At 46.9% G+C, this 24,814-nt stretch carries 21 protein-coding genes, 17 tRNA genes and 1 rRNA gene; 31 read left to right on the top strand and 8 right to left on the bottom strand.

All coding sequences use genetic code 11. The annotated features are described in order from the left end of the window. The first annotated feature begins 98 nt into the window (after positions 1–98). From rrf to C0Q44_RS04150, 25 genes are all read left to right on the top strand, one after another. A 5S ribosomal RNA gene (gene rrf / locus C0Q44_RS04270) occupies positions 99–215 on the top strand. A 38-nt stretch (positions 216–253) separates the two neighbouring features. Further along, positions 254–327 (top strand) — tRNA-Ile (locus C0Q44_RS04265). Between the two features lie 30 nt (positions 328–357). Then, positions 358–433: transfer RNA gene (locus C0Q44_RS04260), tRNA-Ala, on the top strand. Between the two features lies 1 nt (position 434). Beyond that, positions 435–510 (top strand) — tRNA-Asn (locus C0Q44_RS04255). 4 nt (positions 511–514) lie between these two features. Next, positions 515–586, top strand: a tRNA-Glu gene (locus C0Q44_RS04250). 8 nt (positions 587–594) lie between these two features. Further along, positions 595–670, top strand: a tRNA-Val gene (locus tag C0Q44_RS04245). A gap of 16 nt (positions 671–686) precedes the next feature. Next, positions 687–760 (top strand) — tRNA-Met (locus C0Q44_RS04240). Between the two features lie 27 nt (positions 761–787). Next, positions 788–865, top strand: a tRNA-Asp gene (locus C0Q44_RS04235). 16 nt (positions 866–881) lie between these two features. Next, positions 882–957, top strand: a tRNA-Phe gene (locus C0Q44_RS04230). A 20-nt stretch (positions 958–977) separates the two neighbouring features. Beyond that, positions 978–1,053, top strand: a tRNA-Thr gene (locus C0Q44_RS04225). Between the two features lie 6 nt (positions 1,054–1,059). Next, a tRNA-Tyr gene (locus C0Q44_RS04220) sits at positions 1,060–1,145 on the top strand. 9 nt (positions 1,146–1,154) lie between these two features. Continuing rightward, a tRNA-Lys gene (locus C0Q44_RS04215) sits at positions 1,155–1,230 on the top strand. 6 nt (positions 1,231–1,236) lie between these two features. Further along, a tRNA-Leu gene (locus tag C0Q44_RS04210) sits at positions 1,237–1,317 on the top strand. 10 nt (positions 1,318–1,327) lie between these two features. Continuing rightward, positions 1,328–1,402, top strand: a tRNA-Gly gene (locus C0Q44_RS04205). 7 nt (positions 1,403–1,409) lie between these two features. Next, positions 1,410–1,486: transfer RNA gene (locus C0Q44_RS04200), tRNA-Arg, on the top strand. Between the two features lie 17 nt (positions 1,487–1,503). Beyond that, a tRNA-Leu gene (locus C0Q44_RS04195) sits at positions 1,504–1,582 on the top strand. A gap of 7 nt (positions 1,583–1,589) precedes the next feature. Beyond that, a tRNA-Pro gene (locus tag C0Q44_RS04190) sits at positions 1,590–1,663 on the top strand. A gap of 13 nt (positions 1,664–1,676) precedes the next feature. Continuing rightward, positions 1,677–1,747: transfer RNA gene (locus tag C0Q44_RS04185), tRNA-Gly, on the top strand. Between the two features lie 379 nt (positions 1,748–2,126). Beyond that, a complete protein-coding gene (iolD, locus tag C0Q44_RS04180) occupies positions 2,127–3,992 on the top strand; it encodes a 3D-(3,5/4)-trihydroxycyclohexane-1,2-dione acylhydrolase (decyclizing) (RefSeq protein WP_105406181.1) in 1,866 nt (621 codons plus the stop codon). Positions 3,993–4,064: 72 nt separating this feature from the next. Beyond that, entirely contained in the window at positions 4,065–4,967 is a 903-nt protein-coding gene (gene iolE, locus C0Q44_RS04175) for a myo-inosose-2 dehydratase (protein ID WP_105406180.1), read from the top strand. A gap of 289 nt (positions 4,968–5,256) precedes the next feature. Beyond that, positions 5,257–6,267 (top strand): 5-dehydro-2-deoxygluconokinase, encoded by a 1,011-nt coding sequence (gene iolC / locus C0Q44_RS04170; RefSeq protein ID WP_105406179.1) that lies wholly within the window; start codon positions 5,257–5,259, stop codon positions 6,265–6,267. Positions 6,268–6,372: 105 nt separating this feature from the next. Continuing rightward, a complete protein-coding gene (locus C0Q44_RS04165; protein WP_308737389.1) occupies positions 6,373–7,848 on the top strand; it encodes a CoA-acylating methylmalonate-semialdehyde dehydrogenase in 1,476 nt (491 codons plus the stop codon). Positions 7,849–7,924: 76 nt separating this feature from the next. Beyond that, entirely contained in the window at positions 7,925–8,977 is a 1,053-nt protein-coding gene (gene iolG, locus C0Q44_RS04160) for an inositol 2-dehydrogenase (RefSeq protein ID WP_105406178.1), read from the top strand. A gap of 95 nt (positions 8,978–9,072) precedes the next feature. After that, entirely contained in the window at positions 9,073–9,879 is an 807-nt protein-coding gene (gene iolB / locus C0Q44_RS04155; RefSeq protein ID WP_105406177.1) for a 5-deoxy-glucuronate isomerase, read from the top strand. A gap of 326 nt (positions 9,880–10,205) precedes the next feature. Next, positions 10,206–11,225 carry a LacI family DNA-binding transcriptional regulator gene (locus tag C0Q44_RS04150; protein ID WP_105406176.1) on the top strand — a complete coding sequence of 340 codons (1,020 nt, stop codon included), beginning with the start codon at positions 10,206–10,208 and terminating at the stop codon, positions 11,223–11,225. A gap of 44 nt (positions 11,226–11,269) precedes the next feature. On the opposite strand, the gene C0Q44_RS04145 is transcribed toward C0Q44_RS04150, so the two are convergent. Beyond that, a complete protein-coding gene (locus tag C0Q44_RS04145) occupies positions 11,270–13,249 on the bottom strand; it encodes a methyl-accepting chemotaxis protein (protein ID WP_105406175.1) in 1,980 nt (659 codons plus the stop codon). A 592-nt stretch (positions 13,250–13,841) separates the two neighbouring features. On the opposite strand from C0Q44_RS04145, the gene C0Q44_RS04140 reads away from it, so the two are divergent. Both C0Q44_RS04140 and C0Q44_RS04135 read left to right on the top strand, forming a co-directional pair. Beyond that, a complete protein-coding gene (locus C0Q44_RS04140) occupies positions 13,842–14,216 on the top strand; it encodes a hypothetical protein (protein WP_181150849.1) in 375 nt (124 codons plus the stop codon). After that, positions 14,216–14,716 (top strand): GNAT family N-acetyltransferase, encoded by a 501-nt coding sequence (locus C0Q44_RS04135; protein ID WP_105406173.1) that lies wholly within the window; start codon positions 14,216–14,218, stop codon positions 14,714–14,716. Before C0Q44_RS04140 ends, C0Q44_RS04135 begins: the two co-directional genes overlap by 1 nt. Positions 14,717–14,817: 101 nt before the next feature. On the opposite strand, the gene C0Q44_RS04130 is transcribed toward C0Q44_RS04135, so the two are convergent. The 4 genes from C0Q44_RS04130 to C0Q44_RS04115 all read right to left on the bottom strand — a co-directional run bounded on the left by C0Q44_RS04130 (position 14,818) and on the right by C0Q44_RS04115 (position 18,057). Continuing rightward, positions 14,818–15,177, bottom strand: coding sequence for a hypothetical protein (locus C0Q44_RS04130; RefSeq protein ID WP_105406172.1), 360 nt, complete (start codon positions 15,175–15,177; stop codon positions 14,818–14,820). Between the two features lie 260 nt (positions 15,178–15,437). Further along, complete coding sequence (locus tag C0Q44_RS04125; protein WP_105406171.1) at positions 15,438–16,238, bottom strand: DUF4261 domain-containing protein; 801 nt, start codon at positions 16,236–16,238, stop codon at positions 15,438–15,440. 119 nt (positions 16,239–16,357) lie between these two features. Continuing rightward, complete coding sequence (locus C0Q44_RS04120) at positions 16,358–16,714, bottom strand: DUF1304 domain-containing protein (RefSeq protein ID WP_181150848.1); 357 nt, start codon at positions 16,712–16,714, stop codon at positions 16,358–16,360. Between the two features lie 509 nt (positions 16,715–17,223). Continuing rightward, entirely contained in the window at positions 17,224–18,057 is an 834-nt protein-coding gene (locus C0Q44_RS04115) for a helix-turn-helix transcriptional regulator (RefSeq protein ID WP_181150847.1), read from the bottom strand. A 460-nt stretch (positions 18,058–18,517) separates the two neighbouring features. On the opposite strand from C0Q44_RS04115, the gene C0Q44_RS04110 reads away from it, so the two are divergent. Further along, complete coding sequence (locus C0Q44_RS04110; RefSeq protein ID WP_105406168.1) at positions 18,518–18,967, top strand: SRPBCC family protein; 450 nt, start codon at positions 18,518–18,520, stop codon at positions 18,965–18,967. A gap of 215 nt (positions 18,968–19,182) precedes the next feature. Next, positions 19,183–20,712 (top strand): methyl-accepting chemotaxis protein, encoded by a 1,530-nt coding sequence (locus C0Q44_RS04105; RefSeq protein WP_105406167.1) that lies wholly within the window; start codon positions 19,183–19,185, stop codon positions 20,710–20,712. A 124-nt stretch (positions 20,713–20,836) separates the two neighbouring features. Here the strand turns inward: C0Q44_RS04105 and pyk are convergent, their stop codons facing one another. Continuing rightward, positions 20,837–22,252, bottom strand: coding sequence for a pyruvate kinase (gene pyk, locus C0Q44_RS04100; RefSeq protein ID WP_074093123.1), 1,416 nt, complete (start codon positions 22,250–22,252; stop codon positions 20,837–20,839). Between the two features lie 113 nt (positions 22,253–22,365). Between pyk and C0Q44_RS04095 the strand changes: the two genes are divergently transcribed. Further along, positions 22,366–23,145: a helix-turn-helix transcriptional regulator gene (locus C0Q44_RS04095; RefSeq protein ID WP_105406166.1), complete on the top strand. Its 780-nt coding sequence runs from the start codon at positions 22,366–22,368 to the stop codon at positions 23,143–23,145. A gap of 135 nt (positions 23,146–23,280) precedes the next feature. Here C0Q44_RS04095 and C0Q44_RS04090 read toward each other — a convergent pair whose 3' ends face one another. Beyond that, positions 23,281–23,592 carry a phosphatase PAP2 family protein gene (locus C0Q44_RS04090; protein WP_258166273.1) on the bottom strand — a complete coding sequence of 104 codons (312 nt, stop codon included), beginning with the start codon at positions 23,590–23,592 and terminating at the stop codon, positions 23,281–23,283. Between the two features lie 20 nt (positions 23,593–23,612). Then, entirely contained in the window at positions 23,613–23,951 is a 339-nt protein-coding gene (locus tag C0Q44_RS04085; protein ID WP_105406164.1) for a hypothetical protein, read from the bottom strand. Between the two features lie 310 nt (positions 23,952–24,261). Here C0Q44_RS04085 and C0Q44_RS04080 point away from each other — a divergent pair, with 310 nt between their 5' ends. Next, a complete protein-coding gene (locus tag C0Q44_RS04080) occupies positions 24,262–24,477 on the top strand; it encodes a hypothetical protein (protein ID WP_105406163.1) in 216 nt (71 codons plus the stop codon). Positions 24,478–24,814 lie beyond the last annotated feature (337 nt).

The raw sequence follows: 24,814 nt of genomic DNA, 5'->3' as shown, positions 1-24,814 counted from the left end.
TTTTCAGAGAATGATCTCTGAATTTGCGCTAAACCATTCATCCACACAGCCGTGTCGGACCGAATGGAACGCGAACGCATTTGTACTACAAATGCTCGTTTGGTGGCGATAGCGGAGGGGTTCCACACGTACCCATCCCGAACACGACCGTTAAGCCCTCTAGCGCCGATGGTACTTGGACCGCAGGGTCCTGGGAGAGTAGGACGCCGCTAAGCGAAACCCCGTTGGGGTATTTTTTTTCGAATTTTGATTAGGGCCCTTAGCTCAGTTGGTTAGAGCGCACCTCTGATAAGGGTGAGGCCGGTGGTTCGAGTCCACCAGGGCCCATAGTAATACAAAAGCAATACTACAGTGTATGGGGCCATAGCTCAGCTGGGAGAGCGCCTGCCTTGCAAGCAGGAGGTCAGCGGTTCGATCCCGCTTGGCTCCACCATTCCCTGATAGCTCAGTTGGTAGAGCACTCGACTGTTAATCGAGTTGTCACAGGTTCGAGCCCTGTTCGGGGAGCCAGTAAGGCCCGTTGGTCAAGGGGTTAAGACACCTCCCTTTCACGGAGGTAACAGGGGTTCAAATCCCCTACGGGTCATATTTTATGGAGGCTTAGCTCAGCTGGGAGAGCATCTGCCTTACAAGCAGAGGGTCGGGGGTTCGATCCCCTCAGCCTCCACCATAACACTTTATAATGACGCGGGGTGGAGCAGCCCGGTAGCTCGTCGGGCTCATAACCCGAAGGCCGCAGGTTCAAATCCTGCCCCCGCAATTTATCTTTCCTTAGAGAAAGTAACGTGGAACCGTGGTGTAGTTGGCCTAACATGCCTGCCTGTCACGCAGGAGATCGCGGGTTCGAATCCCGTCGGTTCCGCCATTTTTTAATTTAGTAAGGCTCGGTAGCTCAGTCGGTAGAGCAGAGGACTGAAAATCCTCGTGTCGGCGGTTCGATTCCGTCCCGAGCCACCATGTATACAACAATTTGATACGCCGGTGTAGCTCAACTGGTAGAGCAACTGACTTGTAATCAGTAGGTTGGGGGTTCAAGTCCTCTCGCCGGCACCACTTTACGGAGGATTAGCGAAGTGGCCAAACGCATCAGACTGTAAATCTGCTCCCGTACGGGTTCGGTGGTTCGAATCCATCATCCTCCACCAGTTATCTATGAGTCATTAGCTCAGTTGGTAGAGCACCTGACTTTTAATCAGGGTGTCGAAGGTTCGAGCCCTTCATGACTCACCATTATATGCGCGTGTGGCGGAATTGGCAGACGCACTAGACTTAGGATCTAGCGTCTTTGACGTGGGGGTTCAAGTCCCTCCACGCGCATCCTTTATAAGCGGACGTGGCTCAGCGGTAGAGCATCGCCTTGCCAAGGCGAGGGTCGCGGGTTCGATTCCCGTCGTCCGCTCCAATATTTTGCGCCCTTAGCTCAGCTGGATAGAGCGTTTGACTACGAATCAAAAGGCCGGGAGTTCGAATCTCTCAGGGCGCGCCATTATAACTTCATACTATGCCGGCGTGGCGGAATGGCAGACGCGCTCGACTCAAAATCGAGTGGGAAACCGTGGAGGTTCGAGTCCTCTCGCCGGTATAGATAACGGGATGTAGCTCAGCTTGGTAGAGCACCTGGTTTGGGTCCAGGGGGTCGCATGTTCGAATCGTGTCATCCCGATTTTTTTGTTTTTGCGGGTGTAGTTCAATGGTAGAACTTTAGCCTTCCAAGCTAATAGCGTGGGTTCGATTCCCATCACCCGCTTTATATATTGAAGAAGAAAGAGATGGTTCTCACCGTCTCTTTCTTTTTTTGCATTTATTGATGCATTAGCTACCAGAGCACATATAGATCACGAATTAATAACCCACCGGTACGTATCCTACACTTGCAGTAATTTCCCATCTTACCTGTCCATAATTGTTGTAAGAAAGCTGCTCAAAGGGGGCAGAGCTAACATATGTTACAACACGTGGATTTGCACTTATTAATCACATTTTATAAAAACGCTTACAAAAATGCTTGCGTTAGTCTTCGGCCTGTAATATCATATGAATTAAGCGCTTAACCTTTAGGGGTAAGGCGCTTAAACTTAACATAGATTAAGCGCTTAACCCGTATAGGAAAGGAAGGCGGTAAACTCATGAAAACAATTCGACTGACGATGGCTCAGGCACTACTTCGATATCTGGATCAGCAATATATTTCGGTAGACGGGGTGGAGACCAAGTTCGTGAAGGGAATCATCGGTATTTTTGGACATGGCAACGTAACTGGTATTGGAGAAGCGTTGGAACGTAGTCCGGGAAGCCTGACGTATATGCAAGGGAAAAACGAACAAGGTATGGTGCATACGGCAGCAGCCTATGCCAAGCAGAAGAACCGCAGACAGATCTATGCCTGTACAACATCCATTGGACCTGGTGCTTTGAATATGATTACAGCGGCAGCTACCGCAACGGTGAACCGAATTCCGGTTTTATTGCTCCCTGGAGATAACTTTGCTACACGGGAACCAGATCCGGTGTTACAGCAGTTGGAAGTGAGCAGTGACTATACCATCTCAGCTACTGATCCATTCAAAGCGGTCAGTAAATATTGGGATCGCATCGTTCGTCCCGAACAACTGATGATTGCCGTTACACAGGCAATGCGTGTACTAACAGACCCGGCAGAGACGGGAGCGGTAACACTTGCATTACCGCAGGATGTGCAGGCAGAGGCATACGACTATCCGGAATCGTTCTTCGCTCGCAAAGTGCATTACCTGGATCGCCGTCCCCCTGTACAGGCGGCCATTGACCGGGCAACGCAGCAGATTGCCCGTGGAAGTAAGCCGTTGCTCGTTGCAGGCGGCGGCGTGTTGTACTCTGAGGCATCTGCCCAGCTAGTGGAGTTCGCCGAGGCATTTGGCATTCCGATCGCCGAGACGCAGGCTGGCAAGAGTGCAGTATCCTGGGACCACCCACTGAATGTGGGAGCCATCGGTGTTACCGGCTCGTTGGCAGCCAACAGGCTGGCGAGAGAAGCTGATGTGATCATCGGCGTCGGCACCCGGTTCTCAGATTTCACGACAGCGTCCCGCTCTGCTTTTCAACATCCGGAAGTGTCATTCATCAACATCAACCTGAATAGTATGGACGCAGCCAAATTAGGTGGGGAAGCGATTCTGGCAGATGCGCGCGAAGGGTTGCAGGCTCTGCAAAAGGAATTACAACAACTGCAATATCAAAGTGCATATGGTGCATCTGAAGTTGCTGATCTCCGCGATGAGTGGAATGCAGAAGTGGATCGGTTGTATGCAGCACAACATGAATCAGGGCTGGCACAGACTACCGCAGTTGGCATCGTTAACCGGACAATTGATCCATCCTCGGTCATCGTGTGTGCGGCAGGCAGTCTGCCAGGCGATCTGCATCGTTTGTGGCGTGCAGCCGAGCCGAAGACGTACCACATGGAGTATGGGTTCTCCTGTATGGGATATGAGGTAAGTGGTGCATTTGGAGCAGCACTGGCCGAACCGGATCGTGAAGTGTACGCCATGGTAGGTGACGGCAGTTACCTGATGCTTCATTCCGAGCTGGTAACCAGCTTGCAGGAACAGAAGAAGATGACCGTTTTATTATTCAACAATAATGGATTCCAATGCATTCATAATTTGCAGCGTGAACACGGAAGTGACGGGTTCGGCAATGAGTTTCGTTATCGGGAAGCAGAAAGTGGCCGATTGACCGGGGATTACATGCCAATAGATTTTGCAGCTCACGCCCGAAGCATGGGAGTCAAAGCATATAGAGCGGAGACGGCAGAACAGCTGGAGCAGGCACTTCGAGATGCCAAGAATGAAACGGTGAGCACCTTGATTGAGATTCCGGTCGTGCCTGGAACTAACGCAGGTGGATATGAATCATGGTGGAACGTGGGTGTGCCTGAAGTGTCCGCAGAAGAAAAGGTAGTCCATGCTCATAAGACGATGCAAGAGAATCGTGCCAAAGCCAAATTCGTGTAACTGTATATCAGGACAAAGAAGAGACCGTTTCGAGTAAGGCACAATGCTGAAGGACAAAGGAGACGTGGAGCAATGAGCAAGCTGCCATTTCAGCTTGGGATTCACCCGATCAATTGGGTCGGCGAAGATGTGAAGGAGCATGGTGATGCGACAACATGTGCGCAGATTCTGGATGACATTCAGCGTCTTGGGCTGACAGGTACGGAGATGGGACGTAAATATCCAACCGATCTCGCTATTTTGCGAGAGGAACTGGGACAGAGGAACATCCAACTGGTCTCCCAGTGGAAATCAGTGCTGTTCTCCGATCCAGCGTATCGGCAGTCCGAGCTGGACAACTACCGCAGACATGCGGAGTTTCTACAGTCGATGGGTAGTAAGGTGATTAGTACAGCGGAAGTAGGCGGTTCGCTTCATTTTGATCCAAGGCGAACACCGCATGAAAAAGAAGTGCTCAGGCTCAGTGAGTCCCAATGGAACATCCTCGCTGAAGGGCTTAATGAAGCAGGAGCCATTGCCCGTGAACACGGACTGAAGCTTACGTACCATCACCATGGGGGTACAGTGGTAGAGCAGCCGGATGAGATAGACCGTTTGATGGAGTTAACGGACCCTTCTCTCGTCTATCTGCTCTATGATACAGGCCATGCCTACTATGGTGGAGCCAATCCACTTGAGCTGTTACGCAAACATTATGACCGGATCGCATATATCCATCTGAAAGATATTCGACCACATGTGTTGGATGAAGCACGCGCGGAGCAGTCTGATTTTGTCGGCTGTATTCGTAGAGGAGTGTTCACGGTACCAGGAGATGGATGCATTGATTTTGAACCCATTCTGCAGGAACTAATCACCCGTGGATATGATGGCTGGGCGATGCTTGAAGGAGAGCAGGATCCTGCCGTCCATAATCCGTACGAGTATGCTAAGCGGTCTTTGAACTATATGGAGTCCTTATACCAACACAGCTGAGCTGATACAAGGATAGTGGCCGGAGAAGGACATTCCTATGAAGTGAACCGTTCACTATCCGTCACAATGGAACGAGCACATGAGCCATCCGGCTTTCAGCACGTCAGTGAATGAAGCATCGGTTCGGTATAAACGCTGCTATGCTCTGGGCTACATCACCCATCAGTTGAAATTATGTCACAACACCTGAGACGTAAATAATCTGTCTCTTATTCATATATGAATTAAAGGTTATCCATTTATAACATGTAACATGTAAAATCCCATCACAGAAAGGGGCTCACATGCAATGACTTACGTATCCTTTCCGGAATCCAGGAAGAAGGATTTCACCGCAATTGGCCGCTTATGTATCGACTTAAACGCCAACGAGATTAATCGCCCGATGGAAGAGACCATGACATTCACGAAGTATGTGGGCGGCTCTCCGGCCAATATTACGATTGGTATGTCCAGACTGGGTATGGAGACGGCGTTTATCGGCAAAATCGCGGGTGACCAGATGGGCAGGTTCATTCAGAGCTATCTGGAGAAGAACGGCATCGACACATCGAACGTGGTAACAGATGATACAGGAGCGGTGACGGGGCTTGCTTTTACCGAGATTAAGAGTCCGACGGATTGCAGTATCCTGATGTACCGGGACAACGTGGCTGATCTGTTATTGCAGGCGCAAGAGGTACAGGAGCAGCTGATTGCTGACTCCAAGGTGCTGCTGATCTCCGGTACGGCGCTTGCACAGAGCCCGTCCCGAGAAGCCGTACTCCAGGCACTAACGTATGCGAAGAAGCATGGTACCGTCATTGTTTTCGATCTGGACTACCGCCCATACACATGGATATCAGACGAAGAAACAGCGGTCTACTATAACCTCGCAGCCGAGAAATGCGATATCATCCTGGGTACGCGTGAAGAGTTCGACATGATGGAGACGTTCGAACACAATCCGGATCACAGCGATCAGGTGACTGCACAGAAATGGTTCGATTTCTCAGCCAATATCGTTGTGATCAAACACGGGAAAGAAGGCTCCATTGCCTACACACGTGAAGGACTCTCCCATTGTGCTGATAGCTATCCTGCGCGTGTCGTCAAAACGTTTGGTGCCGGCGACTCCTACGCAGCGGGGTTCCTGTACGGCTTGATGCAAGGCTGGACGATTGAACGCAGCATGGCCTATGGTAGCGGTGCAGCAAGTATCGTCATTTCTAGCCACAGCTGTTCGGATGCGATGCCAACGGTGGAACAGGTGAATGACTACATCGAACGTTGCAATCGGGGCGAGATTACCGCGTCTTGAGGAACGATACAATAAATTGAATAGAACCACACTCATACAGCTCAACAACAGCAAGGAACCAAGTTGAACCTTGGGATTACACATAAGCGAAGGGGAGATAGGGCTATGGGAAAAGGGATTTCTGAAACATCTACAACAGCGACAATGGTACAAAACTGGATCGGGGGTGTCTGGGTAACCCCGGTGGCAACCCGTACCGAGCCGGTCGTGAATCCGGCTACAGAAGAGGTTATTGCACATGTGCCACTGTCTGAACAAGCGGACGTGGATCTGGCCGTACAGACGGCACGTGAGGCATTCAAGTCCTGGAGCGGCACACCGGTTCCCCGTCGTGCGCGTATTCTGTTCCGCTACCAGCAATTGCTGGTGGAACACTGGGAGGAGCTGGCTCGCCTGGTAACGCTAGAGAACGGCAAAAGCTATGCTGAAGCCTATGGCGAGGTATTGCGCGGTATTGAATGTGTTGAGTTCGCGGCAGGCGCTCCGAACCTGATGATGGGCAAACAGTTGCCCGACATTGCCACAGGGCTGGAGTCCGGCATGTATCGATACCCGATCGGTGTTATTGGGGGAATTACCCCGTTCAACTTCCCGATGATGGTACCGTGCTGGATGTTCCCGTTGGCTATAGCATGCGGTAACACCTTTGTCCTGAAGCCGTCCGAGCGTACACCGCTGCTGGCAGGCCGCCTGGCAGAGCTGTTCAAGGAAGCAGGGCTTCCGGATGGTGTGCTGAACATTGTTCACGGTGCGCATGACGTCGTGAATGGACTGCTGGAACACAAGGATGTTGCAGCGATCTCTTTTGTAGGCTCACAGCCTGTCGCTGAATATATCTACACAACTGCGTCTGCCCATGGCAAACGGGTACAGGCACTCGCTGGTGCCAAAAATCACTCCATCGTTATGCCAGATGCCGATCTCGACCTGACGGTGAAAGAGATCACTAGCGCAGCCTTTGGCTCAGCAGGGGAACGTTGCATGGCATGCTCCGTTGTGGTCGCTGTAGGGGATGTAGCGGACACACTGGTACAAAAGCTGGTGGAAGCGGCAGATCGCATCACGATTGGGAATGGCATGGATGAAGGCGTGTTCCTTGGTCCGGTGATTCGTGGCCCGCATAAAGAGCGCACGCTCAGTTACATTGAAGCCGGGGAGCAGGAAGGCGCAGCTTTGATTCGGGATGGACGTAAGGATCAGGCGACTGGCCAACCGGGTTACTTTGTAGGGCCGACCGTATTCGACCAAGTACAGAGTAACATGAAAATCTGGAAGGACGAGATCTTTGCTCCGGTACTTTCGGTGGCAAGAGTGTCTACGCTAGAGGAAGCAATTGAGCTGGCAAACCGCTCCGACTTCGGTAATGGTGCGTGTCTGTTCACCCGCAGCGGGGCGAATATGCGTCAATTCCGTGAAACGATTGATGCGGGCATGTTGGGTGTTAACCTGGGCGTACCTGCGCCAATGGCATTCTTCCCGTTTTCCGGTTGGAAGAAGTCCTTCTATGGTGATCTGCATGCCAATGGCACGGATGGTGTAGAATTCTACACGCGCAAGAAGATGGTAACGGCCCGTTGGTAACAAACAACAACACAGGTCATATTCGAGCTAAGGGAAACGCCCAGCTCATATGGACGCACATAGGGAGGATAACGGAATGGGCAAGGACAAAGTGAGAATTGGCATTATTGGTGCTGGACGGATTGGCAAAATTCATGCAGACAACCTCCTGCGCAACCCGCACGCCGAGATTGTGGGAATCAGTGACTTGTTCGCGGGTCCTGAATTGGAAGCCTGGGCTTCCAGTCGCGGCATTCCTGTTGTAACGACAGACAGCAATGAATTGATCTCCATGTCCAATGTGGATGCGGTATTGATCTGTTCTTCAACAGATACACATGTACCGTTGATCGAACAGGCTGCTCAGGCGGGTAAACACATTTTCTGCGAGAAGCCGGTGAGTATGAACCTGGCACAGACCCAAGCGGCTGTAGCAGCGGTACAGCAAGCTGGTGTGAAGCTACAAATTGGATTCAACCGCCGGTTCGATCACAACTTCAGACGGGTACGTGCCCATGTGCAGGATGGTTCGATTGGTGATCCGCATATTATCAAAATTACTTCTCGCGATCCGAGCCCGCCGCCAGCAGAGTATATTCGGGTGTCTGGCGGGATTTTCATGGACATGATGATTCACGATTTTGACATGGCCCGGTACCTGTCGGGGAGTGAAGTAGAGGAAGTATATGCACAGGGAAACGTGCTGATCAATCCTGTTTTTGCAGAGCATGGCGATGTGGATACGGCGATTGTAACGATGACGTTTGCCAATGGGGCGATTGGTGTTATTGATAACAGCCGTCAGGCCGTATACGGGTATGACCAGCGTGTCGAGGTATTCGGCTCCATGGGCAGCGCCACCGCGGCGAATGATCATCCGAATACAGCTGAGATCAGTACAGCGACCGGCCTTATGCGCGACAAGCCATTACACTTTTTCCTGGAACGTTATAATGAAGCGTATGTGCAGGAAACGGCCCTCTTTATCGATGCGATTATTAATAATACAGCTGTAATTGTAGATGGACATGATGCAGTACAGGCAGAACGGATCGCGCTAGCAGCCAAGATGTCTATGGAGCAGGGAAGACCTGTTAAGCTGCGTGAAGTTCCCGGAGCATCACTGGAAACACAAACGGTTACGCCATAGGTTGAGGAACACAGGTCCCATTTTCTTATATTTAGTGTTGAGCCTGCATAGCTTCAGATTGTTATGGATGATTACAGAGAGGAGTGGATGACAAGATGTCAGAACGTATTGTGAAACCTGTGTTTGATCCGGAGGGAGACGGTACGCTGTTAACCGTAACACCGGAATCGGCCGGGTGGAAGTATGTTGGATTTCAGGTAGTGAAGCTTGCGGAAGGGGAAACGCTAACCCGTGAGAGCGGTGATCAGGAACTCTGTGTAGTACTTCTTAGTGGCTTAGCCAATGTAAGTACTCAGGAGCACACATGGGATAATATCGGGAAAAGAATGAGTGTTTTCGAGAAGATTCCTCCGTATTCGGTCTACGTCTCAACTTCCGATCAGGTGAAGATCACAGCACGTACCGAACTGGAAATCGCCATATGTGCCGCACCTGGTAGAGGAACCTATCCGGCTCGTCTAATCACACCGGAAGATGTAGGCGTAGAGGCGAGAGGATATGGCAATCTGGAACGTCAGATTCACAACATTTTGCCGGAACAGAAGGAAGCAGACAGTTTGCTCGTTGTTGAGGTGTTCACGCCAGATGGACATTGGTCCAGTTACCCGCCACACAAACATGATCGGGACGCTCTGCCGGATGAATCTTTGCTGGAGGAAACGTATTATTTCCGTGTACAGCCAGAGCAGGGATTTGCTATTCAGCGCATATACAACGATGATAAGTCTGTAGATGAGACGCTTGCGGTGAAGAACGGTGAAGTGGTGCTTGTTCCGGACGGATATCATCCAGTAGGTGCTCCTCCAGGGTACGAAGTCTACTATCTGAATGTGATGGCTGGGCCAACACGGACCTGGAAGTTCCATAATGACCCGGATCATGAATGGCTGATGAAGAAGTAGCAATGATAAAAAATAGTACGAACAGTGTTATATCCGGCTAGGTACCATCCAATTTTCAATGGATCGTACGTGCAGCGGGGCAATCGCTTCATACCACCCATTGTCCTGGTTTCAAGTTGCGTATGCAGACTTCCCCTGCATAATAGAAGAGAACAATTATCTATGCGATTCAATTTCATAACTCACTAAAAACGGATTTCTGTAACTAAATATAGACAAATTGAACCATTTTGATCTATATTTAGCCTTGATTGAAGCAGCTAAAGGTATTATGAAATTGATTCATGTATAACGAGATTTATATATAGCACAAATGGGGAAAAACAATGAAAGCAACCATATACGATATAGCACGCGAGGCGGGTGTATCCATAGCCACCGTCTCGCAGGTCATTAACGGCAAAGGGAAGATCAGCGAGAAGCGACGCACCGAGATTATGGAGATCATGGAACGCCTTCACTACCAACCCAGCGCTATAGCGGCTGCACTTACTGGCAAACAGACGTACACACTGGGGCTGTTAGTACCGGACATATCGAATCCGTATTTTGCTGAACTCGCCAGAGCAGTGGAGGATCGAAGCCGTCAATTGGGCTATAGCGTTGTGATATGCAGTACAGATAATAAGGACGAGCGGGTAGAGCGTTATCTGAATCTGCTTCAGCAAAAAAGGGTAGATGGCATGATGATCGGAACCGGGATCGACAATGCCGATATTCTGTCTCCTCTCTTGCAACAGTCCATACCTGTCGCTCTGATTGCTCGCCATATGCCTTCACTGTCGGTGCATACGGTCACCATTGATGACATACTCGGTGGTACACTCGCTGCGGAGCACTTGCTTGAACTTGGGCACACCCGGGTCGCGGTACTGTCAGAACCGTCCAAAGTAAGCAGCAGTCAGGAGCGTGTGCGCGGATTCCGCGAAACATTAAATAAGGCTGGCTACGCACTGGAACAGGATCGGATTAGAGAATCAGCTGCCGATCTGGGCTCGGCCAAAAAAGAGGCGCTTCTGCTGCTTGGCGAGAACGATCGCCCCACAGGCTTGTTCTGCTGTAATGACATCCAGGCTATTGGTGCACTTCAGGCAGCCAAAGAGCTGGGCTTACGCGTGCCAGAGGATGTGTCCATTATCGGATTCGACAATACTATTCTGGCTTCGGTAACCAGCCCACCGCTTACAACCGTTGCCCAGCCAATTGAAGATCTGGGACATCGCGCTGTAGATCTGTTAATTGAAGAGCTGAAGAACGAGCAAAAAGAGCCACAAAAGATTGTCCTGAAGCCTGAACTGGTCATCAGAGACTCGGCGGCTCGTGTATCGGAGCATTATATTAGGTAACAAACAAGCCGCGTTCTCCCATAGGGTGAACGCGGCTTGTTGATTTAAATCTTGAACTTCTTCACTTCCTTGGCTAGCGTATTCGCTTGTTGAGCCAATTCATTGGAGCGCTCGGAGATACTTGTAATGTAATTGAATTGTTCCTGTGTGGACGAAGCAACCTCTTCCGTAGAAGCTGCACTCTCTTCCGACATGGCCGCAACGCTCGATATGACTTCAGCAATCTTGCCGGAGTTGTTATCCAGTTCAGTCGTCGCAGATGATACCTGCTGAAGTTGGCTATCGATTCCGTCAATGGATTGTTTGATTCGCATAAATGAGTTGCGCATCTCATGTACAGCAGCAACCTGCTGGTCAATGCCGTGTTCAGCAGAATCGACCTCACTCACACTTTGGCGGCTGGCGGTCTGGATTTCATTCAGCAACACAATGATATCCTGGGCAGAGCCTGCGGACTGTTCAGCCAGTTTACGTACTTCCTCGGCAACTACCGCGAATCCGCGTCCGTGTTCACCTGCTCTGGCTGCTTCAATGGAAGCGTTCAGGGCCAGCAGGTTGGTCTGGGAGGCAATGCCCTGAATCATGCCGACAATACCTTCAATCTTCTGGGACTTTTCTGCCAGCAGGTTGATGGAATCGCCTACACGATCAATGGACTTTCGGTTGCCATCCGAGAGTTCTACCTGATAATCCACAGCCTGTAGTCCAGCCAGCATGGCTTCTCCCGCGTCACGCATCATCGTTATCGACTGCTCTACACTGCGATTAATGCCGCCTACGCTATCGCTCATCTCTGACAGACGGCTTGAGCCATCATATACCGATTCAGCCTGTGTACTGGAGCCCTGAGCAAGCTCGTCCGTTGCAATGGAAATTTGCTCCGCAATCCGCTTGGTGTTATCTGTGTGTTCCAGCATCTCGCCCGAGATACTTTGTACCCGTTCGGAAGAAATGGTAACTTGTCTGAACAGCGTACTAAGCTGGTCTGACATCTGATTAAAGGCCATACCAAGTTCAGCGAACTCATCCTTGCCTTTGATCTGCACCCGTCCTGTAAAATCACCGCTCGACATCTGTTGTGATGTTCCATGTAGACTTCTTAGCGGCTTGATGAAGAGTGTTGCAATCCAGTAGGCACCTGCCAGTACAACCAGCAACGTAACTCCGATGATCAGAATGTAGTTATTGCGTAATTCATAATACTCCGCGTAGGCGAGCTTCTCGGAGATGATCGAGCCTATAACCCACCCAGTGCTAGGGATCTGATTGTAGAATAGCAGATAATCTTCATCATTATAGTGGAAGGGTTTCTGGCCCGATGGATTTGACTGCATATCTGCCAACAGTGGGTTTAACTCTTCATTATCAGCGGCTGAAGTGTTCACTAGTTTATCATCCGGGTGAGCCAGAACCAGCCCGTTTTTATCGATTAAAAAGGGATAACCAAGCCCATCCAGGTTTATTTTTCCCACGGTATCGGTAAGTGTGGAGAGCAATAAGTCACCGGCTACAATCCCTTGCATGGTGCCTTCATTATTTTGGACCGGCATTGCAATCGATACCGCATATTGGTCCGACGTCATATCGAGATAAGGATCTGAGAATACAAGCTGATTGGCTTGCTTCGCTTGCTGGTACCATGGACGTTCCCTAGGATCATAATTGGCATCGGGAGACCAGTCGGTACCATTCATGAAAGTGCCATCTTGCTCTGACCCAAAATACAGATCCGACAGACTCTCTTTGTTACTGCCCAGATTCATAATGTTAAAGTATTGTTTCGTGAGTTCTCCTTCAGGAACAGCCTCCTGAATCACGAAGCCCAGCGTCTCAATGACTTTGGCGTTACTGCTGATCCAGCCATTCAATTCATTCGCTGCCGAGGACATTAATCCATTCAGTTTGGAATCGACATTACGGGTGGCCTGCTTTTCGGTCTGATATAAACCAAGTGTTGCGAGTGGAAGTGCCGTGATTACGACAGCGGCCAAAAACATGATCATTAATTTCGGTTTGAGTTTCATTCCAATTCCCCCTAGCGTTTTACAAGTACACGCCTATACTTCTTTAAAAAAACATACTATCATGCACACTTGTTGAATCTGCCCGCGTATAGCCTCGGGGTGTCATGGATGTGTAAGAATGAATAAAGCTTATGAAGTATATCGTCATTTTTAGTTCAAATTTTAGATATTCAAACAAGTTAGTTAGCGAGTATATGACCAAATTTTATTCTCTAATATTGAAAGCGTAATTATGAGTTGTGTTTCTTCTATAGTTGCTTATGTGCCCTTTTTCTTTGCCGTTCATGTATTATCAGTAACTATAGTTTAGACAAAAACGTTATCGAAATTGGTGTTAAGGAATAAGAAATAACATTGGAACGGAAAGGTTGAGATGATATACTGGGAAGTATCATTAATTACCATTTTATATAAGTTTTGTGGTGCATGGAGGAGAGCGGTATGATTAAAAAAATTAAAATCATTATGGGGTATCGTCACGATTATTGTTGTTGTAGCTATTGCAGTGCGTATGTATACCTCTGGTCAATATGCTATGTATATCCCCAGCCAAGACACAACGTTTCGGGCTGAGGTTACGGATCATATGAGCATGCTGGATCAATTGGACCGACTGACCATTAGGAAAGTTTCAAGTGCAGAACCGTATAATGAAGATGATGAAGTGACTATTAAAGACCCCAAAAAGATTAGAGATATGCTGAAACTGTTGAAGGATGTTGAACTTAAAAAAATACAGGGAATCGACACTTCCAAAAGGAATTCGCATTACTATGAGTGGCGACTTCTGATTAATAAAGAAGGTCGATTTTCTGAAGGATTTGGAATAACGTTCTACAATGAACATGCCGTTTCAATCTATAGCGAGCACAATACACGAGACTCGCTTCAAGACTATCAAATTACCAATGAGCTCAATATGAACGAGATGGAGCGTCTTTTTGAGAAACTAAAGGAGGAAGCCTAATGAACAAATACTATCTGCGTCCCATTGAAGAACAGGATATTCCTTTCCTGTGGGAGATGTTATATGTGTCCCTGCACACCAGGGAAGGGGATGAACCTTTTGAACGCGAGATTATTCATACTTCAGGGCTATCCAAATATGTTGAAGACTGGGGAAGAGAAGGGGACTTTGGGTATGTTGCGATAGACCAGCATGGAGAGAGATTAGGTTCAATAACATTACGATTTTATACGGATCAGAATGCGGGATACGGTTATGTCAATGCAGATACGCCAGAGATGGGGATGGCTGTAACTGAAAATGCACGTGGAAAAGGAATAGGTACCTTACTGTTTCATGCTGCACTAAATGAAGCCAAACAGCGAGGGATTGAAGCAGTCTCGCTCAGTGTTGACCCGGATAATGAGGCGATACGTCTATATAAGCGGTTAGGGTTTGTGGAGAAAGCCCTCTGTGGTGCATCGATAACGATGGTGCGTGTAATTGCTCTGGAATCTTAAATGAAATAATAGAAAGGCGCTTCCCCATGGGAAACGCCTCTTTCTTGTGCCATGTGTAGCATATTCATGTTCTCTTTAAACTTACACTATAATATCTCAATTTATTTCAACAAAAAGGCCAAGGCCTCGTCATACGTTTCCCATTGAAATTCAGTCTGATGTGCTGATTCTTTAGAGATCCGATTCAGTTGCATTTTGGCGATCGCACCGCCTACGGCTACACTGGCCCGCTTCATACCCCACTCTAGCAGTAATTTCTGATGGTCCACAATTTTTTCTTTTGTATCCTGAGGGAATGCTTTCATCGTTCTCATGTCCACGAGCACATCAAATGAATTTCCCAATTGCGCTGCTATTCTCTGAATTTCTTTATTCGTTTGTTCGACATGTTCTGGGGTGACGATACCTTCCCAGACAATTTCAATAATAGGATTGGTTGAATCCAAGCGTCTAACAGACATGTATGCAACTCCTCGGCATAAAATATTATGTAATATATGAGACTATAAGCCTATTAATTATACCTGTTAATAGCGGAAATGAAAACTAAAATCACAGTACAGTGGTTCTTATGGACTACTTATTCCAAGTGAAGTTAAATTCAGGGATTGATTCCATATCATTATTGGAAGGAGGTATGAATAGCGAAAAGCCGCCCAGAGTGTTAACTCCAGACGGCTTCTATAGCTGCAACATGGTAACGTAAGCTAAATACGTAAGTTTAGAATCTAATCTTCAAACTGTTACCTTCCGCCGCTACACCTTGGGAAAGGGAAATGCTCAGCTTTTGTTCTGCTGAGAAACCAAGTGTTTCCCCATCATGCAATGTGACGTCGTTCTCAATGACATATGTTGTGGTCATGAACATCATCTCAAATACATCGCTTAAAGACTGGGAAGATTGCGTGATCTCCATCTCTTCCTTTCCAAAGTTACGCAGTCCGTAAGTGTAGGCTGAAGCGCCTTCGGTGCTTTGGAAAAGTCCGATGAAAACCCACAGCGAGACAGGTAAGTCATCATGCTTGAGTCCACGACTGGTCTCAACATATTGACTAGCTTCAACGACAAGTGGAGCCATATATATGGCGAGTGCATGGTCCAACTGCAATAAAGCGCTCGCTGTCTGAGTAAATAGAATATGTCCCTCTATCGCATTCGTTGCGTTCAGGACTGAGACGATAATCTGAGACTGATGCCGAGAGGTAACTTGTTCCGCTTGGGGCCAGAGTATATTTAATTTGGCATTCTCCTCAACCTCACGGTCAGGAACAGGTGCAGCAATGTGAGCACATACCACCTGCATCCCATGCACTTCAAAGAAGAGATTATCTTCCTCAGGGCGTTCCGCAATCTTAATATCCCACTCGTTTCTCATATTCCTAATGAAGAGGTCAAAGTCGCAGTCGTCACGCTCCAGCAGGACAAAACCCACGATGGTTTCATTATAGTTCGTTGTTTCTACAGCTCCACCTGTGGCAGTTTTCTCCTTTTTACGCCGTCGAAGCTTGTCAAACAATCCCATGACACGTTCTCCTTCCGTTCCCAGATCGATTCTGGTCAGTATACACTGCTATTACATACTCACTACCATACCATAATGGAGATAAGATGAATCGTAGCAATGCAACAATCGACAGGAGATTACAGGAAGAGAACCAGCAACAATGCAATAATTGCAGGTAATCCTTGTTTGATAATAATCGAGCGTGAGGAAGTTGCGCCTCCATAGAGAGCTGCGATAATCACGCATGCCAGGAAGAAAATCTGAATGTGTTGACCAACGGCTGCATTCGGATATACGAGTCCCCAGATCAGACCTGCAGCAAGAAATCCGTTGTAAAGACCTTGATTAGCCGCGAGAGACTTGGTGGAGTTGGCGAATTCCGGTGTGGTACCAAAGGTTTTCATCGTGCGTGGACGAGTCCACATAAACATCTCCATCAACATGATATAGATGTGTTCGACAGCTACAAGAGCTACAAAAATAATACTGATCAAAAGAAACACCCTGCTTTCTAATATGTAATTGAATAACTTGTCTATCCCTAGTATAAATGTTTACGGCAAAAACTGAAAGACCAATTTAATTTATATCAATTTAATTGTGTATTATATAAACGCATATCATGTTACTCTTTGTTTGATATGGAAAGGGTCATATTAAGATAAGCATGTGCCGATTGTAATGAAACCATACCACTCAAGAAAGCGAGGGCTAAATATGGGAACTGTTCAATTCGTCTTGCTATATAAGTTGAACTAAAGATTATTTACACGGACACTACGATGACAGAATAGCCTTCCAATCACTGTTATCCTCAGATTTTTTTGATTCCCTTTTTGCAAGGGAGAATCCGGGGATAGCGTATGCTCCCGATGCAGCTTTCTTTCAGAAAGCTTTTAGGCGAGCGCTTCGCTTTTTCAGGTTTTTTCTGTCCTCTCCGTTATCGTGTAAATGATTAGTTCAACTTATATAGCTGATGACAAGTGTATGAACGGGGTTTAATTCATAGACCCTCGCTGTTCCCCGTTTCTTGTTTGGAGTTCAGGTATTCCTCCGGTGTGTTGCCGATAATGGACTTGAAATCTCGGATGAAATGGGATTGATCATGATAACCGAGATCTTGAGACAGCTTAACCAGATCGCAGTGTAGACCATGGTCCATCAGTTCTGCAGCATTTTGTAGACGATACAGCTTGATTACGGTTTTGGGACCGATGCCTACATACTGATTGAACAGGCGCTGAAGTTTTCTTTTATGAATATTCCAATAAGAAGACAGATCATCCACTCTCAACATCTCACGGTTCTGCTCAATCTGTTGCACAATATCGCTAACGAGCCTGGCTTGGGTATCCTCAGTTGGAAGGTGTGCATGTAATAGCTGATCGATGTAACTGATTTTATCCGCATCATATCCTTGCCCGAGTAGCCGTTCTTCCAAAGCACCCGCAGTAGTATCAAGAATACTGGATACATCCATCGGTTGTCCGTACAGTGAAGAGACAGGTACCCGGAGGAAGGGATAGAACCCACCTGGTTTGAACTTCACGCCAAAAGCACTGCCCTTTCCGCTGACAAGATAGGAAAATTTACGTCCTGATGGTCCGAAAAAATACGTATTATTTCGTTCCACGACCAGATTAACACAAGGGTTGGGTACAACATGTTGGAGATACACCTCAAGTCCGGTGAGATCCCAAGTTACCCTCCAGTAATGTTTAACAAAAGGTCGGAGTGCTTCGCAAGGAAGATGGCGTGTCAGTTGATATCGTTGGTCCCCTTTATTCAGATTCAGCAGGCCCATACTGGGTCTTACTCTTTGTTCAACTTGTTTCATCCGAATAATCCCTCCTGTACATCTCACATGACTAAAGCTCTCAGAACATTGTTGCATTGGGATATGGGATGCCCATGATATCCGTTGACTGATTCATGTATCATACTGTCAATCAGGGTATCGAATGCATATACGGTTGGGTCATAATCGTGCAACAGATACAGTTTGCCTGAACGGCCAACAGCAGTGACTATTTGTTGCTAGGGGGATAATGAGGGGGGTGACGTTCCAATCATCTTGAACAACTCCTGTTATTTCATTCCATTTTATTATATCTGATCTCCTTGAAAAGCACTATATGGTGGCATCTTGCCAGAATAATGATAGGGATTATCGAGAGTGAGAAATAGCATTTATTTTCTGGCTGTCGCGTTTTTACAATACGTTGATTGGGGTATAACGATAGGATAGGGAGGCGAGTTGGCAGATCGCATATCTAATACATAAAGGGAGTGAGTTCATGGAACTGAAATATGAATTTTATATCAATGCAGGATTGGAAGACGTGTGGAATGCCCTCATTTCCCCGGACGGAACACGGAATAGCTTTTTTGGCAGCGAACTTCGTACCAATTTCCAGCCGGGGCAGCCGTTTGCTTACGTAGGGCCTGGTAATGATGGGGCGGAGACAGTCCATGTGTACGGCGATATTTTGGAATTCGAACCGCTGTCCAGACTCAGTTATCAGGAGCATCCCGGGCCATCATATCATGCGAATCATGCCGAGCTTCAATCCAGAGTGGCTTTTCAGTTGGAAACAGTAGGTGAGTGTACGAAGCTAACGCTAATCAATGATCAATTTACAGATAACCACCCTTCTTTTGCAAATGCACAGAGCAGCTGGTGGATGATTTTGAGTAGTATCAAAACTTGGGTAGAGACGGGGAAAACGCTGGATTTTGGCTGGTAGGTGAAAGAGAAACAGGCCCAGCGGCATGTGCAATGTATCGGGGATTTCTCGAACTATAGCAATAGATTTAAATATAAAGAAATCCAAAAACAACATAACCTGACACTTGATCAGTGCCGGGTGATGTTGTTTTTGTTATGACGAAAACTTAGATCTACATTTTATGTCCTATTATGTCGAAATATATAACATATGACCTAAGAGGAGAAATCAATATGTTCCTTAAACGTAATGAGGCTACGAAACAAAATCGCATAAATTCACATCAAAGGCTACTGGAGTATAGTCGTAAGCTGGTGGAAAGTGCAAATAGAGGCGATAATATTGTCTGGGCCGAAGATGTTATGAATTTTCAGGAAACGGATGAAATAGCAACTAACATTCAGCAAACCGTGAAGATGATGAAATCACAGAATGAGGCGATGGAAATGCGCCTTAACATATTGAATCAAGCCCTGAACGTCGGATTGTGGGAATCGGAAATCGTTGCAGGTGATCCGCTGGACAACAACAATACTATCACATTTTCGAAAGAGTTCCGCCAGATATTGGGTTTTCGTAATGCAGAGGATTATCCCAATGTGTTTGCAAGCTGGACCAAGTCAATCTATCCCGAGGATCGACCACAGCTGGTGCAGGAGATTAAGGAAAATGTAAATAACGATAAAGGACAAACCGCGTATAACGTAATCAGCCGGATGATTACGAAGAGTGGGGAAATCCGTTGGTACCGGTGTCTTGGTCAGGTTGTCAGAGACCATGCGGGTACTCCAATCAGGCTTCTGGGAGTTATGTTGGATATTCATGATGAGAAGAGTAAGTCGGAGGAGCTGGAAGCACTCGTCACCCGGTATGACCTCGTTAATCGTGCCCTGGTGGAAGCACCTTGGGATATGACCGTTATAGCTGGAGACGTGGTTAACCCGAATAACGAATTTTGGTGGTCACCACAGTTCCGCAAAGAATTGGGATTTAAAGATGAGCAGGATTTCCCGAATGTGTTCAGCAGCTGGAGCAGCCGGCTTCATCCAGATGATCATGATCGGACGATCAACGAATTTGCCAGGCATATGAACGATTACAGTGGCCGTACGCCGTATGATCTGGATTATCGTCTGCAACGTAAAGACGGGGAGTATCGTTGGTATCATGCAGGTGGGGAGACCATTCGTGATCAGGATGGAGTGCCACTCCGCGTAGCTGGAACCATCCGAGATGTAACCCATGAGAAGAACAAGGAACAGATCGTGGAAGCCATGAATCTGAAAACAAAACAATTATCGGAGTCCATTGGCGAGATGGTACGTGGAATCAACTCGATAACGGATCAGGCACAGGATTTGGTGACTGCACAGGAGTTATCCGCCGATGCAGCCATTCAAGTGAAAAGCAGCGCAGATGATACCAAAAACATTACCGTATTTATTCGGGAGATTGCGAGTCAGACCAATCTGCTGGGGTTGAATGCAGCGATTGAAGCGGCGCGAGCGGGAGAACTGGGACTAGGGTTCGGCGTCGTTGCAGGTGAAGTACGGAAATTGGCGGATCACAGTTCAGAGGCCACAGTAAATATCGAAGATAGCATGCAGAAGATGAAAACACTGATTGATCAGATCCTTGAACATATCGGTAACATGTCTACCCTGACTCAAAATCAGGCTGCTCTGACACAGCAGGTGAATGCATCGATGGATGAGATCAATAACATGTCACAAGACCTGGTTAATTACTCACGGAATTTATAATATTGATGCCGTTGGACCATATCAACAGTTGAAACACGAATGAATGGCAAAAGAAAAAATCCACCAAGATATATCTCGGTGGATTTTTGTATTTCTATTCAAAGCAACAGTTTCATCTGCCCAATTATACTTGTTGAACTTTGATCAGGTTCGTATTGCCGGATTGACCGATTGGAACACCAGCGGACAATACAATGATGTCGCCTTTTTCAATATAACCTGTTTTGATTGCATTGCGAGTAGCTGATTCGAACATTTCATCCGTTGTGGTTACTTTGTCGCCCATAACTGGAATGACGCCGGAGAGCAGACAGATCTTCGCCAATACTTCTTCATGTTGTGTAACTGCGATAATTGGTGCTTTTGGACGATATTTGGAGATCATGCGCGCCGTGAATCCACTCTCAGTTGAAGTGATGATTGCTTTTGCATTCAGTACGAGGGAAGAACTTACAGCGCCCTGACTGATAACTTCAGTAATATCAGCGATCTGTTGAGCCGATTTCTGTGCGAATTGCTCTTTATAGTCGATCATCGTTTCAGCACGGCGAGCAACTGCAGCCATCGTGCGCACGGATTGTACCGGATATTTACCAGCAGCCGATTCACCAGACAACATCACAACGTCTGCACCTTGAAGTACAGCGTTCGCCACGTCACTTACCTCGGAACGAGTTGGACGCGGGTTCACTTGCATGGACTCCAGCATGTGAGTTGCTACGATAACTGGTTTACCTGCACGGTTACATTTATCTATCATTTCTTTTTGCATCATAGGCACGTCTTCAATCGGCACTTCAACCCCGAGATCGCCACGAGCTACCATGATACCATCAGAAGCCAAGATGATGTCGTCCAGGTTGGTCATGCCTTCCTGGTTTTCGATTTTGGAGATGATCTGAACGTGCTCCACGCCGCGTTCTTTCAGAATGCTGCGGATCTCACGGATGTCGTCACCTTTACGTACAAAGGATGCTGCAATGATTTCGATATCGTTTTCGATGCCGAATCCGATGTGCATCACGTCACGCTCTGTTACGCCCGGAAGTGTCGTTTTGATTCCTGGCAAGTTAACGCCTTTACGGGGTTTCAGAATGCCGCCACTTATGATTTTACAATGGATGTCTGAACCTTCTACGGACAATACAGTCAGATCGACCAGACCATCATCGATGAGGATACGATCGCCAGGTTTCACAACGAGGTTCAGTTCTGGATAGTTAACCGAGATACGTTCTGCATCACCGAGAATTTCTTCGGTAGTCAGAATGAGTTCTTTGCCAGCTTGCAGATGGCAAGATGCTTCTTTCAGTTTGCCAATACGAACTTCTGGTCCTTTGATATCCATCATGATTGGAATATATGTGTTCAGTTCGGAAGCAGCTTTACGGATGTTGTTGATCCGAGTAACATGATCTTCCAGCTCGCCATGAGCCATGTTCAGACGGGCAACCGTCATACCTTCCTGAATCATTACCTTTAACAATTCGATTGAGTCACAAGCAGGTCCCATGGTACAAATGATTTTCGTTTTTAACATGCTGATTTCCTCCTCATATTTTGTGCTTATAGAGTCATTGTAGCGTTTTCTGTCGAATCACGGTATGAACTATAGTACAATGATTAGAGTATAGTCCAGTAATGAGGTGTCTTATGGTTACGCCATTCGAAGTACGACACATTAATGGTGTTGGTTGGTACGAAGAAGCTGTGCAATCTCAAGAGACTTGGCGGCTTAGCTTGGTTACTTATGGGAAATGTGTATATTGGGTGAACGGTGATAAACAGATCATGGAAAAGGGTGAATTGTTACTCATTCCAGGCGGTGTCCCGTATTATGGCAAGAGTATTCCTACAGTTACACACACACAGATTGTTATTCAACTGCAGCGAGATCATATGGAAGTTCTGCCTGCATTGGAACGGTATGAGGCTTTGTGGCATAAACCCGGATGCTACGAACTGATCCATCAACGTATGAGCGCTATCCATCAGCAGTGGCAGGACCGTCCGTCTTATTATGTCATGATGAGCCAAGCCTTATTGATGGAAGTGTTGATTTATATGAACAGAGAGCTTGATCGGGGAGTCATTCCGCCAGAGAGACATAATCATGTTGAACGGATGAAGCGATACATTGAGCGTCATTATCAGGAGAGAGTAACCAAAGAAGAACTCGGTGACGAGATCGGCAAGACGCCCAACTATGCTGCCTCGTTATTCAAAAGTATGACGAACCAGACGATTAGCCAATATGTCCATGATCAACGGATGAAACGAGCCATATATCTGCTCACTGAGTCACAACTCTCAATCCAGGAAATTGCCGAATTTCTCGGCTACCGGGATCTCTCTTATTTTTACCGGATATTCAAGCGTATAACGGGAAGTTCACCATCGGATCTGCTTCATGAACGTCCAACTATCGTATGAAAGGCTTAGTGAAGCCAAGAGAAGTTCTTCTATATAATAGGTTTAACCATATTAGGATAAAATAAAAGAGGGCCTTTGGCCCTCTTTTGCTCTGTTGCAGAGTCAACATTTCGTCTGTTTAAGATATGAATGCTGCTATACATTGCTGCTTGAGTTGGAAGCCGTAAGTGGCTGCTTACCTTTTTTGGGTGCCTGACTGAAGCGAACTGCAAAGACATGTACAGCCCAATATGCCGCCTCCGCAAATATAATTCCACCAGCCACATCCAACAGCGAATGCTGTTTCACGAACACGGTTGAAGCAATAATTAACCAGAGCCACACCGACCAGGAGATTCGTGCTAACGGCTTAAAGTTCAAGTGTCGATTAATGATGATAAACAGCAAGTAGCTGGTGAGACAATGAACACTTGGAAAACAATTGTAGGGCGCATCATTTGTATAGATGAACTGTACAAGGAAGCTGCTCAGCTCGGTTCCCCGACCTCTGGACGTGGTACATAGGTAGGGAAGACGGCAAAACAGATATTGGCGGCCATGACACCAACATTATAGGTAATTAACGTACGCCAGAATAGCGACTTGTTCGTCAGCCCCAAATAGAGAAATCCAAGATACAGAATGGGCATCCAGCTAATGTACGGATAAATAAATTCTTTGATAAAAGGAATCTGTGTGTCGATCCAGGCATAATTGTAGAACACATCACTTCCGGTATTGCTGCCTAGAAAAACGTAAATGGAGCCTTGGAGCGGTATGCACAAAATAGCCAGTAAGTGCCCCCAGCGCTGAAAGAATGCTTTCATAATATCCCCCTGATTTTTATTATACATGGTGAAACTATGGTTTATAATATTTCATAGATATATGACGTTGGAAAGTCAATGCAACCCTGCAGCATTACTCTTGTAATACTATAATGGACAGATGTAGGCATAAGCCATACCTGATTTTAGGGGAAAAGCACCAAGGAGAAGTCTCTTTTTTGTTACTTCTATAGTTTTATCCATAATAGGGATATTCAACATATTGAAGTTGTGATAAACGATATAGTGATAATATTCGTATGACAACGGATCAAGCATGCTGAATTGGAATATTCGGAGGCTGAAATGGATGGTTAGACAGCGATCCAAGGCGGGAAAGTCCTTTTCCGAGCGTAAACCCGTACTCATATCATTTACACCCATCGCAGTTGTGCTAATTATCTATTTGACGCTCCGGCGCAAGTGGAGAGAGACTGGATTCCGTTCCTTGCGCAGTATCTCTGCCAACCATGCAAAGTATTGTATTCCTCTACTCCTTGTACTGGATACACTTGCTCTAGAATAGAAATATCGTACCGCTTATTCTATTTCATTTCATACATAATCTGATTCAATTTCTCGGGAATGATCTGCAGGACACCGGAACACTTCCTTACGATTTATTTATACTGGTAGTGCTGATTGCTCACTGTGCATGGTTAGTATGGAGCCATCGAACGAATTCACCCATTTCCTCCAAAGGGAATGAACAGCATAATACGGTTGTTCGTTAACGGACTCACATGGGACTTATTGCAAGGTTTCCCGTCAGCAGCTGGATCATGGTATACTTCAATCTGGCGGGAAGACAGGCATGTTCTTCATACGAAGAAGTAGGTCTATTCGTACATGATGTATAGATA

Source organism: Paenibacillus sp. PCH8 (assembly GCF_002968835.1).
Classification (GTDB): domain Bacteria; phylum Bacillota; class Bacilli; order Paenibacillales; family Paenibacillaceae; genus Paenibacillus.
Note: the sequence above shows the minus strand (reverse complement) of the source record. Positions and strands in the feature narration are given on the sequence as shown.